Source organism: Streptomyces sp. NPDC041124, from assembly GCF_055592385.1.
Genome location: NZ_JBVIYR010000004.1, coordinates 343,129 through 356,692, shown reverse-complemented (window position 1 = coordinate 356,692; position 13,564 = coordinate 343,129). Strand labels below are relative to the sequence as shown.

Here is a 13,564-nt window from a genome sequence, read left to right as displayed (position 1 = left end):
CGCCCTCACAGACAGGTGGCCGCACCCATGCAGAACGACTCCGTGGTCGTCAACTCCTGGAATGAATGGGACCCCCTCGAGGAGATGGTCGTCGGCTCGGCCGACAACGCCTGCTTCGAGCCCACCGAGCCGGGAAGCCGGCCCGCCATCCGCAACGCCCCCGACACGCCCTTCCCGACCGGCCCGAAGTCCAAGGAAGCGGTCGACCTCGCCAACGAGGAGCTCGACGGGCTCGTCCGCCTCCTGGAGTCCCAGGGCGTCACGGTCCGCCGCCCCGCCCCGTACGACTTCACCCGCCCGCTCACCACTCCCGACTTCGAGGTCGGGAACCAGTACTGCGCGGTCTGCCCCCGCGACGTGATGATCACCCTCGGCAACGAGATCGTCGAGGCCACCATGTCGCGCCGGGCCCGCTACTTCGAGTACCAGCCGTACCGCAAACTGGTCTACGAGTACTGGAACGCCGACCCGCGCGTGACGTGGACCGCCGCCCCCAAGCCCTCGATGGCGGACGGCATGTACCGCGAGGACTTCTGGCAGTGGCCGCTCGAGGAGCGGCACGAGCGCATGCACGCCTTCGAGTTCTGCGTCACGCAGGACGAGGTCGTCTTCGACGCCGCCGACATGAGCCGGCTCGGCCGGGACATCCTCGTCCAGGAGTCGATGACCACCAACCGCGCGGGCATCCGCTGGCTCAGGCAGCACCTGGAGCCGCGCGGTTTCCGCGTCCACACCGTGCACTTCCCGCTGGACTTCTTCCCCTCCCACATCGACTGCACCTTCGTGCCGCTGCGTCCCGGCCTGATCCTCACCAACCCCGAGCGCCCGCTGAAGGAGGGCGAGGAGAAGATGTTCCTCGCCAACGACTGGGAACTGGTCGAGGCCCCGCAGCCGGTGCTGACCAACGAGGAGATGCCGCAGTACTGCCAGTCCTCCAAGTGGCTGTCCATGAACGTGCTCAGCATCTCCCCGACCAAGGTCGTCTGCGAGGAGAACGAGAAGCCCCTCCAGGACCTGCTGGCCGGCCGGGGCTTCGATGTGTTCACGGTGCCCTTCCGGCACGTCTTCGAGTACGGCGGCTCCCTGCACTGCGCCACCTGGGACGTCCGCCGCACCGGCACCCGCGAGGACTACTTCCCCCACCTCGACTACACGCCTCTCGTCTGACCCACCGGGGCCGTCGTGTCCGGGCACCCCAGCGTCCGCCCGGACCCGGCGGCCCCCGCACGTCCGCCCCGGACCGCCGTCGCGCGGGGCGGCAGCCCGGCGCCCGCGACCGTCCCGCACGGCCCCTGCCGCCCAGGGGCGCCGCCCCTCGGCACGGAGTCCTGCGCGGGGCGAGGCCGGGCCGGACGGCACGGGCGACGACGCGCGCAGACGGTCCCGGCTCCGCCCCGGAGACCGGCGATCATCCGCGGTGCGCCCGGCAGGTCCCCACGCACACCATTGCCGCCCGCCGGGACGGGGAGTGAAGGGCCCCCGTCCCGGGCAGGACCTTGCTGCAACTAATATGCAACAGCGATGTCCGGGCAAGATGGATGTGAGGTTCGATGACGACCCGACGAATACGGGGGGCAGCCGCCGCGGCGGCGATGGCCGCAGCGGTCACCGCGTGCTCGGCGCCCGGCAACGGCGGCGCGGACGGCGGCGGGGCCGAGTCCGTGGTGATCGGGGTCTCCACCGAACCGGACACCCTCAGCCCGCTGCTCGGCTACGGCAAGGACGGCAACTCCAAGATCTTCGACGGACTCCTCGCCCGCGACGCCGACCTGAACCTGAAGCCCGCGCTCGCGAAGGCACTCCCCGAGATCACCGACGGCGGCCGCACCTACACGTACACCCTCCGCGACGGCGTGAAGTTCAGCGACGGCGAGCCGCTGACCGCGGACGACGTGGTGTTCACGTACCGCACCGTCCTGGACGACAGGACCAACAACACCGCCAAGAGTGAACTGGACGCGATCAAGGAGGTCAAGGCGGTGGGCGACGACAAGGTCGTCTTCACCCTCGACTACCCCTACGCCGCCTTCGCCGCCCGCACGGTGCTGCCGGTCGTCCCCGAGCACGTCGCCGGCAAGCAGGACCCCAACACCGGCGCCTTCAACACCGAGCCCATCGGCACGGGCCCCTACGTCCTCACCGGCTGGAGCAAGGGCGAGAAGCTCACCTTCAAGGCCAACCAGGACTACTGGGGCGGCGCGCCGAAGGTGAAGAAGCTCACCATGGCGATCATCGCCGACGACGACGTCCGCGCCACCCGGCTGCGCTCCGGCGACCTGGACGGCGCGACCCTCCCGCCGAACCTCGCCGCCACCTTCAAGGGCGACGCCGGCAAGAAGACGCACCGGGCGACGTCGTACGACTTCCGCGCGGTCAGCCTGCCCACCGGCAACCCGGTCACCGGCGACACCGCGATCCGCCGCGCCCTCGACCTCGCCGTGGACCGCGAGGCCATGGTCGACAAGATCCTCGACGGCGCCGGCCGCCCCGCCTACGGCCCCCTCCCGGTCGACGACGCCTGGTTCGCGAAGGACGTCGAACGCCCCCAGGACCTCGCCGAGGCCGGGCGTCTCCTGGACGAGGCCGGCTGGAAGCCCGGCAAGGACGGCGTCCGAGCCAAGGACGGCCGCCCCGCCCGCTTCACCCTCTACTACCCCTCCGGCGACAAGGTCCGCCAGGACCACGCCCTCGCCTACGCCTCCGACGCCAAGAGGACCGGCATCGACGTCCGGGTGGAGAGCGCCACCTGGGAGGTCATCGAACCCCGGATGAAGCAGGACGCCGTGCTCGCCGGCTTCGGCTCCACCGGCGACCCCGACTTCGGGCTCTACACCCTGCTGCACTCCTCCCTCGCCGGGGACGGCTTCAACAACATGGCCCTCTACGACAACCCGGCCGTGGACGAGGCCCTCGACACCGGCCGCCGCAGCCAGGACACCAAGGCCCGCGAGGCCGCCTACGACGACCTCCAGCGCGCACTCGTCAAGAACCCCGGCTACACCTTCCTCACCCACATCGACCACCTGTACGTCCTCGACGACCGCTGGAAGGACCTCACCACCCAGACCGAACCGCACGAGCACGGCTTCGCCAGCGGACCCTGGTGGAACGTCGAGGACTGGCAGCCCACGGCATGACACGCGCCCCCTGGGGAGCCATGGCACGGCTCACGGCACGGCGCGCCCTGTACGCCGTGCCGGTGCTCCTGATCGTCACCTTCGGCGTGTTCGCGGTCGCCGCCGCCTCCCCCTTCGACCCCGTCAAGGCGTACGCGGGCACCGCCGCGCTCGGCGCCGACCAGGAGACCCTGGACCGGCTGCGGGAGAACCTCGGCGTGGACCGGCCCTTCACCGCCCGCTGGTGGGACTGGCTGACCTCCGCGCTCGGCGGCGACTTCGGCCAGTCCACCGTCATGCGCCAGCCGGTGGCCGAGGTCATCGGCGAACGCCTGGTCTGGTCGGCGCTGCTGTGCACAGCAGCGTTCGCCGTCGCCGTGCTGCTCGGCACCGTCCTCGGCGTGCTCGCCGCCCGCCGCCCCGGCTCCCTCCTCGACCGTACGGTCACCTCCCTCGCGTACTCCCTGGAGGCGGCCCCCGTCTTCTGGATCGCGCTGCTCGCCGTCTGGCTGTTCGCCCTGGAACTGGACGTCCTGCCGGCCGGCGGCCTCACCGACACCGGCACCGACCAGGTCACCTTCGGGCAGGTCACCAGCCACCTGATCCTGCCCGCCGGGGTGCTTGCCGTCTCCCAGCTGCCCTGGTTCACCCTGTACGTCCGTCAGGGCGTCGGCGACGCCCTCGCCGAGGACCCCGTCCGCGGGGCCAGGGCCCGGGGCCTGAACGAGCGCACCGTCCTGCTCGGCCACGCCCTGCGCTCCGGACTGCTCCCCGTGCTCACCCTGATCGGCTCCCGCGTCCCCGAGCTCATCACCGGCGCCCTGCTGGTCGAGAGCGTCTTCAGCTGGCCCGGTATCGCCGCGGCCACCGTGGAGGCGGCCACCGCCGTCGACTTCCCGCTGCTGGCCGCGCTCACCACCCTCGCCACCGCCGCCGTCCTCGCCGGAAACCTCCTCGCCGACCTGCTCTACGGACTGATCGACCCGAGGGTGAAGCTGAATGAGATGTGACTCCCGTGGCTGACCCCACCGTCAAGAAGACGGACCCCACCGTCGAGAAGACGGACGCTTCCGCGACGACGGACACCGCCTTCGCGACGACGGACACCGCCTCCGCGACGACGGACACCGCCGGGCGCGCGGCCCCCACGGTGTGGCGCGCGCACGGCACCGCGCGCCGCTCCACCCACACCCTCCGCCTGCGCGTCTCCGCCGCCCTGGTCGCCGTCACGGCCCTCGCGGTCCTGCTCGTACCGCCCCTGGTCCAGCTCGACCAGCAGGCCGTCGACCTGGCCGCCAAACTCCTGCCCCCGAGCTGGGCCCATCCCTTCGGCACCGACGACGTGGGCCGCGACCTGCTGCTGCGCTGCGTCTACGGACTCAGGGTGTCGCTGCTGGTGGGTGTGGTCGCCGCGCTCACCGCGACCGTGATCGGCACCGCCGTCGGCGCCGCCGCCGGCGCGCTCGGCGGCTGGGCCGACCGGCTGATCATGCGCCTGGTCGACACCCTGTCCTCCGTCCCGCACCTGCTGCTCGGCATCTTCATCATCGCGATGTTCCGGCCGGGCGTCTGGCCGGTGGTCGTCTCCGTCGCCCTCACCCACTGGCTGTCCACCGCCCGCATCGTGCGCGCCGAGGTCCTCTCCCTGCGTTCCCGCCCCTACATCGACGCGGCCGTCTCCGGCGGCGCGTCCCGGTGGCGGGTCACGGTCCGCCACCTCCTGCCCGGCGTGCTGCCGCAGGCCGGACTCGCCGCCGTCCTGATGGTCCCGCACGCCATGTGGCACGAGTCGGCCCTGTCCTTCCTCGGCCTCGGCCTGCCCGCCCACACCGCCAGCCTGGGCACCCTCATCCAGGGCGCCCGCGGCTCCCTGCTCGCCGGACAGTGGTGGCCCACCCTCTTCCCCGGCCTGTTCCTGATCATCCCCACCCTCGCCATCGCCGGCCTCGCCGGAGTCTGGCGCGAGCGGATCAACCCCCGCCGCCGATCGGAGCTGATGCTGTGACCGAGCGACCTCCCACGCCCACGTCCGGTGCCGTGACCGGTCAGCGTTCCGCGCCTGCGGCTGGTACCGCGGCCGAGCGGCCACCCGCGCCGGTGGCGGATGCGGTCACGTCCGGTGCCGTGACCGGTCAGCGTTCCGCGCCTGCGGCTGGCACCGCGGCCGATCAGCGTCCTGCGCCTGCGGCCGGTGCCGCGAAGACGGGTACCGCGATCGGTCAGCCTCCCGCGCCGGGCTCGGAGGCCCCGGGACCAGGCACCGCGACGGAGCGGTCCACCGCGCCCGCGGCGGACGCCGCGCCGGCCGGGCGGCCTCCCGTGCTGTCGGTCCGCGGCCTGTCCGTCCGCTTCCTGCTGCCCGGCGGACGCCGGATCGCCGCCGTCACCGACGCCCACTTCGACGTGGCGCCGGGGGAGTGCCTCGCCCTGATCGGCGAGAGCGGCTGCGGCAAGTCCGTCCTGGCCTCGGCGCTGCTCGGCCTCCTCCCGGCCAACGCCCAGACCGCGGGCAGCGCCCACCTCGGCGACCTCGACCTGCTCACCGCCGGTGAACGCACCCTCGCCCGCACCGTACGCGGCCGCCGCATCGGCCTCATCCCGCAGTCCCCCGCCGCCCACCTCACCCCCGTCCGCACCATCCGCTCCCAGATGGAGGAGACGGTCGCGCAGCTCACCGGCGAGCGGGACCGCTCCGCCGTGCGCGCCGCTGCCGAACAGGCGGCCCGGCGCGCCGAGTTCCCCCCGGACCACCTCGACCGCCACCCGCACGAACTCTCCGGCGGTCTGGCCCAGCGGGCCGCCACGGCCCTCGCCCTGATCGGCGACGCCCCCCTGCTCCTGGCGGACGAACCCACCACCGGCCTGGACCGCGACCTCGTGGACCGCACCGTCGACGAACTGCGCCGCCACGTCGACGCCGACCGCGCCCTGCTGATCATCACCCACGACCTGGCGGCGGCGGAACGCGTCGCCGACCGGGTGGCCGTCATGTACGCGGGCCGCATCGTCGAACTCGCCGACGCGGAAGCCTTCTTCGGCGGCCCGGGCCCCCGCCACCCCTACAGCCGGGGCCTGTTGGAGGCCCTCCCCGACAGGTCCTTCACGCCCATCCCCGGACTGCCCCCCGAACTCGGCAACCTCCCTGACGGCTGCGCCTTCGCCCCCCGCTGCGACCGTGCCACGACCCTCTGCACGACCCTCCCGCCCTTCACGACTCCGGTCGCCTGCCACCACCCGGTTCCGGTCCCGGCCCCGGCCCGCACTCCGGAGGACATCCGTGCTTGAACTGCACGCCGTCACCGCCGGCTACGACCGCCGCACCCCCGTCGTACGCGACGCGTGCCTCACCGTCACCTCCGGCGAGGCCGTGGGCCTGCTGGGCCCCAGCGGTTGCGGAAAGTCCACCCTCGCCAGGGTCGCCGCCCTCCTGCACCGCCCCGACTCCGGGACGGTCGTCCTCGACGGCACCCCCGTGCACCGCTACCGCCACCGGGCGCCCCGCGCGCTACGCACCGCCGTCGGAGTCGTCTTCCAGCAGCCCCGTCTCTCGGCCGACCCCCGCCTGCGCCTCAGCGACCTGATCGCGGAACCCCTGCGCGCCACCGGCCGGCGTGCGTCGGCCCCGGACCGCGTGGCCGAACTCGCCGACACCGTCGGCCTGACCCCGGACCTGCTCACCCGCCGCCCCCACGAGGTCAGCGACGGCCAGCTCCAGCGCGCCTGCGTCGCCCGCGCGCTCGTCCTGCGTCCCCGCTGGCTCATCTGCGACGAGATGACCGCGATGCTCGACGCGTCGACCACGGCCGCGCTGGTCCGCGTGGTGGAGGACTACCGCTCCGCCACCGGAGCCGGCCTCCTCGCGGTGGGCCACGACCACACCCTCCTCGACCGCTGGTGCGACCGCACGGTCCACTGGGACACGGTGGCACCCCCGGCCGAAGACGTCCCCCGCGCGGCCATGGCGAAGTGACGCCTTCCCCCGGCGGAGACCCGGATCGGGCTTCTCGTGTGCGGGGCCCGATTCCGGGTACGTGGCGGAAAAGGCCGATTTGCGAGGTGAGAGCAATGCTCCTGTTGCCGCTCCTGCTGGTGCTGGCCACCGCCGCCTTCGCGGCCATCGTCGTGGTGGAGAACTTCTCCGGGGGGCCCGAGTACGCGGTGGAGGTCTTCGGTAACCAGATCGCCACACTCAGTGCTCCGGGTCTCTTCCTCTCCGGTGTGGCTCTGACGCTGATCTTCTGTCTGGGGCTCGCCGCGCTCGCGGGCGGACTCGCACGGCGGCGGCACCACAAGCGCCGGGTCCGCGCGACCGAGCCCGCGGCGGCCACGAGGGAGGAGCAGGATGGCCGGCGCTCCCGGCCGGCTCACGGCCACCGGCGCATCTTCGGACACTGACCGACGCGCAGACGCCCGGCGGCCACTCCCCGGAGGGAGTGGCCGCCGGGCGTCACCATGCCGGGCCCGCCCGCGGTGTCCCCGCGTCAGCGTCAGCCCTGAGCGTCCTCGAGGAGCGCGTCCTCGCCGAACCCTTCCTCGCCGAACCCTTCCTCGCCGAACCCTTCCTCGTCGAGCGCCCCCTCCGCGAAGCCGCCGAAGATGCCCTCCATGATCTCGTCCATCCGCACTTCGGTGGCGCCCGCCGGAGCCACGGCCTTCTCACCCTTGCCCACGCGCAGCACCAGGGCGAACTTCTTGACCTTCGCCGTCTCCGCCAGCTTCGCCAGGTCCACGGACATCTCGGTCAGCTCGCCGTTCTTCAGCGTGAAGTCGGCGGTGACCTTCTCGTTCGGCGCGTCCGCGAAGTCCTTCGTCGTCGGCAGTTCGGCCCCGCCCGGCAGCTCCTTCTGCAGCGGCCGGAGTTCGTCGAACAGCTCGGTCATCAGCGTGCGGAAGGGCGCCGTGGCCTTGATGTGCTCGGTGCCGTCCGACCCGCCGGAGGTCTTGAAGTCGACCTCGTTGGCGATGACCTGGCGCAGCGCCTTCGTGATCTTCTTCTGCGTTTTGGCGTCGAGCGTCGGCTCCGCCGAGGGCTCGGTGCCCCCGGGGCCCTCGGCCCCGGACATCTGCTCGCCGGTCTCCTCCAGTTCCTTCGTGGAGACCTTGAGCCACTCACCCGCGAGCAGCTTCTTGAAAGCGCCCGCGCTGTCGGGCAGTTCGTCGGCGGACGGCATGGGCGCGCCGGACATTTTCCCGAGCGCCTCGGCGTCGACGCGGGCGTAGGTGTAGTCGCCGACCAGCCGGTACTCGAACAGGTCGCCGTCCGCGTTGCTGAACTTCACCGCCATCGCGCTGAAGTCCTTCTCGCCGGACTTCTCCAGCGGCTTCTTCGACTGCACGGAGACGGAGATCTTGGCCCCGCTGAGCAGTTCGGCGACCTCGTCGGTCATCTTGTCGCCCGGCTCCGCCATCTCGGCGTCCAGCGCCTTCAGCGACGCGACATCGGTGTCGAGGTCGAACTCGAAGGAGAGCGAGCGCTCCTCGCCGAGCTTCTCGAAGGCGTTGTCCAGCTTCTGTCCGGCGGACAGGTTCTCCACGGTGCCGCAAGCGGCGGAACCGGCCAGCACCGCGGTGGCTACGGCGGTGGCGGTCAGGGTTTTGCGTATGGCGGTAATGACGGTCTCCTCGTACATGCGACCAGGGCGGTCACAGGAGAAGACGGACCACCACCTCGAACGGTTGTACGTAGAACAGAAATCGGGGTCCGCGGGGTGGACGGAGCCCACATCGGAGGCGTCCGTGACGGGCATATCTGAAGACATGTCTCCACATGCCACGGCGTCGACCGGAGTGCAGGTCTGCTCCCTGAAGCGGGACACGCCGCAGACGATCCCGGCCAACAGCCCCTACACGGTCATCCGGTTCCCCTTCGGGACCGCGGAGTCCTCCGACGCGTTCACCATGCACCAGGTCAACCAGCCGGACGGCTACACCGTCACCAGTTGGGACACGGACGCCCGCTCCGGGCTGATATGGCCCAGCACCGCCGGATGGGGCGACCTCTACGCGATGATCCAGTGGGAGGCGGGAAGCTACGACGAACTGCGCGACCAGTTCGTCCGTGACCCCCTCGGTCTCACCTCCACCCCCAACGACACGACGGCGACGGAACACCGGCCGCCCAGCGTCGGCATGCAGTGCTGGACGAAGCAGTGGGGCATCTTCGTCGACCCGGCCGTCCCGCTCGCCCTGCGCGCCACCCATGACGACAGCGTGGCGCGGAAGATCGTCCTGGCGGAGTTCAAGCTCGTCATCCACCAGTCCGCCTGACGCCCCGGCAGCCGGTGGAGGAGCCGCGGAGCGCGCCCGCCGTCAGCCGGCGTCGGCCGCCGCGGCCAGGATCCGGGCCAGCTCGACCGGTTCGGTGACCATGGGCCAGTGGCCGGACTCGATGTCGACGAACTCGACGTGCCGCGCCCGGGACAGCTCCGGAACGTCCCCGGCGGTGACGCACTCCCGCGCCTGCGCGGCAGTGAACTCGGGGCATACCACGACCACGGGGACGTCGTACCGCCGTTCGTCCGCCAGCCGCACCACACCCCTGGCCACGCCCGCGGGCACGGGGATCGCGGCGTCCGCCAGCTCCCGCCTGGCCTCGTCATCGAGGTCGGCGGCGTCCGGCCCCTCGAAGGGCTCCCACCCCGGGAACGGCATGACGCCGTCGCGCACCTCGAAGAAGTCGGCGTACGGCCGTCCGTCGTCGGCGGGGAAGCCGCCGACGAGGGCGACCTTGGCCACCGCTTCGGGGCGCCGGTCGGCGGCCATCCAGGCCAGCGAACAGGCGGCGGAATGCCCCACGACCATGGGCTTGCCGGATGCCCCATCCACTGCGGCGAGTACCGCCTCCACCTGGTCGTCGAGCGTGGCGGAGACCGGACCGGCGCCCTGCCCCGGAAGAGTGAGCGGCACGGGGTGGTGGCCGAGGGTTTCCAGCGCGGACGCGACACGGCCCCACACGGATCCGCTCAGCCACAGGCCGCCGACAAGCACGATGTCCATGGTCAGTTTCCCCTTCTCCGACTGCGTGGAACGTCACCGTAGGAGCAGATCCGGACGAACCACTGCCGGATCTGCCGCGGACCTCAGGACCGGAGCCGACGGGGCTTTCGCGCAGGCCCTAGCCTGCTCCCGTGCCGAATGACCTCAACCCCACCGCGCGAGCCCTGCGCGCCCTGGAGATCCTCCGGGCCCGCCCCGGTACGACGGCCGGCGAACTCGCCGTGCGCCTGGGCGTCACGGAGCGGGCCGCCCGCCGGTACGTCGGAATCCTCCGAGAGGCCGGTGTCCCCGTGGAGTCGGCCCGGGGGCCGCACGGCGGGTACCGGCTGGGACGCGGGACACGGCTGCCGCCCGTGCAGTTCACGCAGGCCGAGGCGGTCGGTCTGGTGATGGCGGTGCTCGGCGGCCAACCGGCCGCGGCTGACGCCGACGACCTGGTCGGCACGGCCCTGGACAAGGTGGTCAAGGCGCTGCCGGAGCGCGTCGGCCGGCAGGCGGCACTGCTGCGCTCGTACGCGTCGGCCGCCCCCGACCCCCACTCGGCCCGCCCGGATCCGGCCGTCACCAGCGCACTCGTCGAGGCCGTCGCCGCCCGGAGCCGCGTCTCGATCACCTACCGCAGCGAGGCCGGCAACGAGTGGGAGGCGGAGGCGGATCCCTGGTCCGTCGTCGTCCGCTACGGCCGCTGGTACCTGCTGTGCCACTCCCATCGCGCGGACGCGATCCGCACCTACCGGATCGACCGGGTCCGCGCCGTACGGCCGACCGGGCACGGGTTCGCACCGCCCAAGGGCCTCGACCCCATCGCGGTCCTGGAGGAAAACCTGGGCCTCGGCTGGGAGTTCCCCACCCGCGTGGTCTTCGACGCGCCCCTCACCGACGTCGCCCCGTGGATCCGGCCCCCCATGGGACGGCTCGAACCCTTCGGGGCGGGATGCGTGCTGGAGGGCAGCACCCGCAACCCGGACATGTACGCGCACGAGTGGCTGGCCGCCGTGCCGTTCCCCTTCCGCGTCGACGGCGGGGAAGAACTCCGCGCCGCCGTCGCCGCCCTGGGGGCACGCTTCACGGCCGCGGCGACGGACCGGCCCTGATCGACGGGCAGCCGTCGTCATCCGACGCGGACGGTCGCGTACGCGCCGCACCGGGCTGAGCATCAGGCGACGTGCTCCGACCGCGTTGGCGGTAGGAGTCGCTCTCCAGCTGCCCGAAGGCACCACGGACGACCTGCGCCGTCAGGGACCGGTCACGGTTTCGGTCACTGAGCGGGATCCGGTCGTTGTGCTCGCGTTGCCTGTGCCGCCCCGCTGCGTCGGGAGGTGGTCGATGTGGATCGAGTGACACACGGTGCCGTGATTCGGCTATACCGTTCTGCTGGGACGTCAGACGCAGGCTGACGTGGGGATGAGTTGGGGGGACGATGATCGACTATCGCAAGGCGCCGAACGTTCCGGTCTGGACGCTGGCGACACGTGATGTCCAAGTGCCGGCGGTGATCGGGAGCGGGCCGATGACGGCCGAGCGGCTGGTCGAACTGCGTGGCGTGCTGGCCGCGTTGGCCGACCAGCCGATCGCCACGCTCGAGGCGCACCCGCTGCCGGACAAGCTCGACAGGGGCCGGGGCATCTCGCTCGATGCCACGAGTCCGCTGGCGCAGCACCTGTCGCAGCTGATCACGCAGTCGGCTCGCGGTTCCGCCGCGGCGGCCAAGGCGACGGCTGCCGGCGAGGGGCTGTACCGCATGGTGGTTCCGGCGAAGGTCGCCAAGCAGCTGGGGCAGGGCACCCTGAGCCTGATGCGGTCGAAGGGTGTGGCCGGTGGTGCCCGTGCCTCCGTCGTGAACCCGGTGACTGGCAAGATCGTCGCCGGGGTGACGTACGTGCCGGTCGGTAAAACGGCAACGGCGGGCGCAGCCGGTGGAGCCGGTGCGACAGCCGGCGTCGCGGCCGCCGGCAGTGCGGCGCTCACCGTGGCCGCTCCGCTCGTGCTCATGGCGGTGGCGGTCGGGGTGAGCGCGCACGCCGACGCCAAGCGGCAGCAGGCCATCGAGCACATCACGGACCTTCTGGAGCAGCTTCAGGCGGACAAGCTCGACGACGAGCACAGCGCGCTCAACGGCTGCCGGCCCGCCATCGACAAGGCCACGGCCATCCTGCTCGACCAGGGCAAGCTCGGTGTCTCGCTGGGCCTCGACTCGGCGGTGCACGCCATCGACACCGCGCTGAGCAAGGCCGACATCCGCCTGGCCCGGTGGACGAGCGCACTCGACAAGCTTCCCGACGGTGAGCCCGTAGAGATCGGCACGCTGACCGAGTCGTTCCCCGGTGTGGACGACCAGGGTGGCACGTTCCGTACCCACCTCGAATTGGCGGCCCTGGCCATCGCGTTGAAGCGGCGTGTCAACGTCCTCCAGGCAGTCGAGCAGGCCCAGAGCGACCCCGACAACCTGTTCGAGAACTTCACCCGCGCGCTGAGGAGCGACGAGCAGCGCCTCGACGAGCTGGAGAAGGGCCTTGCCGGTGTACTGCTGCGCCTGTCGGCGTTGCGGCTGGCCCGTCCGAAGAGTGTGCGTCCCGTCCTGACGACCGGTGAGGTCGACCGGCTGATGCGTACGGCGTACCAGATCCGTGGGCTGGGCGACGGCGTCGCGGTGGGCGGCCGCCCGACGGACGTGGCGATCGAGATGGCCCGCGACAAGGACGGCTCGGTGGTCGTCTTCCCCGCGCTGGCCGCGGCAGGGTAGGCGCGGGGGATTCGGCTCGGCTCGGGCGACGCGGTCACGTGCCGGTCGGTGTCGTCAGCACCGCCCGGACGGTCTTGCCGCTGGGCGGGTAGGGGACGCAGTCCCAGCGGTCGGCGAGTGCGGTGACGAGGGTCAGACCGCGTCCGGTGGTGCTGAGTGGGTCGGACGCGGTGTCCGTGGGGCGGGGGAGCGGGCGGAGGTCTCCGCGGGCGTCGCTGACCTCGATGCGGAGGCGGTCGGCGGCCGGGTCGAGGACGAGCGTGAGCCGGAAACAGCGGCCGGGCACGCGCCCGTGCAGGACGGCGTTGGCGGCGAGCTCCGCGACGACGAGTTCGGCACGCTCCGTGAGGTCCTGCGAGGCGCCCCGGGAGCGCAGTTCGGTCACCGCGAGGAGCCGGGCGAGACGGGCGCCGCGCCGCGTGGACGACAGCAGCTGGGTGAAGGTGCCGACGCGGGCGCCCACTTGGGGTGTTGCGTGGTTCATGGCGCCAGAGTGACGGCCGGACGCGGGCGGGGGCGAGTGCCGCGCCCCGTACGGAGAGCAGGCGTACGGACGGGGAGGCGGGCGGTACGCCGGATTCCTGCGACGCTGTGTGAGGAACGCGGGGAGGCGGCAGAGGGTTCCCGTGCGGTGAGTGGGGCATCGCGGTCGGTTGAGCGTGAACGCCGATCGAGGCGGCGGGGGACTGTCGGTGGCGGGTGACAGGAC

13 protein-coding genes are annotated in these 13,564 nt (G+C 72.2%); 10 read left to right on the top strand and 3 right to left on the bottom strand.

Going from position 1 to position 13,564, the window contains the following annotated elements:
- Window positions 1-27: 27 nt before the first annotated feature.
- From ACZ6A9_RS13310 to ACZ6A9_RS13280, 7 genes are all read left to right on the top strand, one after another.
- Window positions 28-1,167 (top strand): glycine amidinotransferase, encoded by a 1,140-nt coding sequence (locus ACZ6A9_RS13310; RefSeq protein ID WP_468983863.1) that lies wholly within the window; start codon window positions 28-30, stop codon window positions 1,165-1,167.
- A 383-nt stretch (window positions 1,168-1,550) separates the two neighbouring features.
- Window positions 1,551-3,137 (top strand): ABC transporter substrate-binding protein, encoded by a 1,587-nt coding sequence (locus ACZ6A9_RS13305; RefSeq protein WP_468983859.1) that lies wholly within the window; start codon window positions 1,551-1,553, stop codon window positions 3,135-3,137.
- Window positions 3,138-3,157: 20 nt separating this feature from the next.
- On the top strand, window positions 3,158-4,126 hold the full coding sequence (locus ACZ6A9_RS13300) for an ABC transporter permease (RefSeq protein WP_468983857.1): 969 nt from the start codon (window positions 3,158-3,160) through the stop codon (window positions 4,124-4,126).
- Between the two features lie 140 nt (window positions 4,127-4,266).
- A complete protein-coding gene (locus ACZ6A9_RS13295; protein ID WP_228965525.1) occupies window positions 4,267-5,121 on the top strand; it encodes an ABC transporter permease in 855 nt (284 codons plus the stop codon).
- Window positions 5,122-5,435: 314 nt separating this feature from the next.
- Window positions 5,436-6,401, top strand: coding sequence for an ABC transporter ATP-binding protein (locus ACZ6A9_RS13290; protein ID WP_468983854.1), 966 nt, complete (start codon window positions 5,436-5,438; stop codon window positions 6,399-6,401).
- Window positions 6,394-7,086, top strand: a complete 693-nt coding sequence (locus ACZ6A9_RS13285; protein WP_468983853.1) for an ABC transporter ATP-binding protein — start codon at window positions 6,394-6,396, stop codon at window positions 7,084-7,086. The genes ACZ6A9_RS13290 and ACZ6A9_RS13285 overlap by 8 nt, the downstream gene beginning before the upstream one ends.
- A gap of 95 nt (window positions 7,087-7,181) precedes the next feature.
- On the top strand, window positions 7,182-7,511 hold the full coding sequence (locus ACZ6A9_RS13280; RefSeq protein ID WP_468983850.1) for a hypothetical protein: 330 nt from the start codon (window positions 7,182-7,184) through the stop codon (window positions 7,509-7,511).
- A gap of 92 nt (window positions 7,512-7,603) precedes the next feature.
- Here the strand turns inward: ACZ6A9_RS13280 and ACZ6A9_RS13275 are convergent, their stop codons facing one another.
- Window positions 7,604-8,746: a hypothetical protein gene (locus tag ACZ6A9_RS13275; RefSeq protein WP_468983847.1), complete on the bottom strand. Its 1,143-nt coding sequence runs from the start codon at window positions 8,744-8,746 to the stop codon at window positions 7,604-7,606.
- A 127-nt stretch (window positions 8,747-8,873) separates the two neighbouring features.
- On the opposite strand from ACZ6A9_RS13275, the gene ACZ6A9_RS13270 reads away from it, so the two are divergent.
- Window positions 8,874-9,383 carry a hypothetical protein gene (locus tag ACZ6A9_RS13270; RefSeq protein WP_468983846.1) on the top strand — a complete coding sequence of 170 codons (510 nt, stop codon included), beginning with the start codon at window positions 8,874-8,876 and terminating at the stop codon, window positions 9,381-9,383.
- Window positions 9,384-9,425: 42 nt separating this feature from the next.
- On the opposite strand, the gene ACZ6A9_RS13265 is transcribed toward ACZ6A9_RS13270, so the two are convergent.
- Window positions 9,426-10,112: an alpha/beta fold hydrolase gene (locus tag ACZ6A9_RS13265; RefSeq protein WP_468983843.1), complete on the bottom strand. Its 687-nt coding sequence runs from the start codon at window positions 10,110-10,112 to the stop codon at window positions 9,426-9,428.
- A gap of 131 nt (window positions 10,113-10,243) precedes the next feature.
- Here ACZ6A9_RS13265 and ACZ6A9_RS13260 point away from each other — a divergent pair, with 131 nt between their 5' ends.
- Together ACZ6A9_RS13260 and ACZ6A9_RS13255 are read left to right on the top strand one after the other, a co-directional pair.
- On the top strand, window positions 10,244-11,206 hold the full coding sequence (locus ACZ6A9_RS13260) for a helix-turn-helix transcriptional regulator (protein WP_468983840.1): 963 nt from the start codon (window positions 10,244-10,246) through the stop codon (window positions 11,204-11,206).
- 326 nt (window positions 11,207-11,532) lie between these two features.
- Complete coding sequence (locus ACZ6A9_RS13255; RefSeq protein ID WP_468983838.1) at window positions 11,533-12,855, top strand: hypothetical protein; 1,323 nt, start codon at window positions 11,533-11,535, stop codon at window positions 12,853-12,855.
- A 34-nt stretch (window positions 12,856-12,889) separates the two neighbouring features.
- On the opposite strand, the gene ACZ6A9_RS13250 is transcribed toward ACZ6A9_RS13255, so the two are convergent.
- A complete protein-coding gene (locus ACZ6A9_RS13250) occupies window positions 12,890-13,339 on the bottom strand; it encodes an ATP-binding protein (protein ID WP_468983835.1) in 450 nt (149 codons plus the stop codon).
- Window positions 13,340-13,564 lie beyond the last annotated feature (225 nt).

What these genes read in the sequence shown, in the direction of transcription:
- ACZ6A9_RS13265 (WP_468983843.1), bottom strand. Translation starts at nt 10,112, where the DNA reads ATGGACATCGTGCTTGTCGGCGGCCTGTGGCTGAGCGGATCCGTGTGG.
- ACZ6A9_RS13270 (WP_468983846.1), top strand. Translation starts at nt 8,874, where the DNA reads ATGTCTCCACATGCCACGGCGTCGACCGGAGTGCAGGTCTGCTCCCTG.
- ACZ6A9_RS13255 (WP_468983838.1), top strand. Translation starts at nt 11,533, where the DNA reads ATGATCGACTATCGCAAGGCGCCGAACGTTCCGGTCTGGACGCTGGCG.
- ACZ6A9_RS13250 (WP_468983835.1), bottom strand. Translation starts at nt 13,339, where the DNA reads ATGAACCACGCAACACCCCAAGTGGGCGCCCGCGTCGGCACCTTCACC.
- ACZ6A9_RS13280 (WP_468983850.1), top strand. Translation starts at nt 7,182, where the DNA reads ATGCTCCTGTTGCCGCTCCTGCTGGTGCTGGCCACCGCCGCCTTCGCG.
- ACZ6A9_RS13300 (WP_468983857.1), top strand. Translation starts at nt 3,158, where the DNA reads ATGGCACGGCTCACGGCACGGCGCGCCCTGTACGCCGTGCCGGTGCTC.
- ACZ6A9_RS13310 (WP_468983863.1), top strand. Translation starts at nt 28, where the DNA reads ATGCAGAACGACTCCGTGGTCGTCAACTCCTGGAATGAATGGGACCCC.
- ACZ6A9_RS13275 (WP_468983847.1), bottom strand. Translation starts at nt 8,746, where the DNA reads ATGTACGAGGAGACCGTCATTACCGCCATACGCAAAACCCTGACCGCC.
- ACZ6A9_RS13305 (WP_468983859.1), top strand. Translation starts at nt 1,551, where the DNA reads ATGACGACCCGACGAATACGGGGGGCAGCCGCCGCGGCGGCGATGGCC.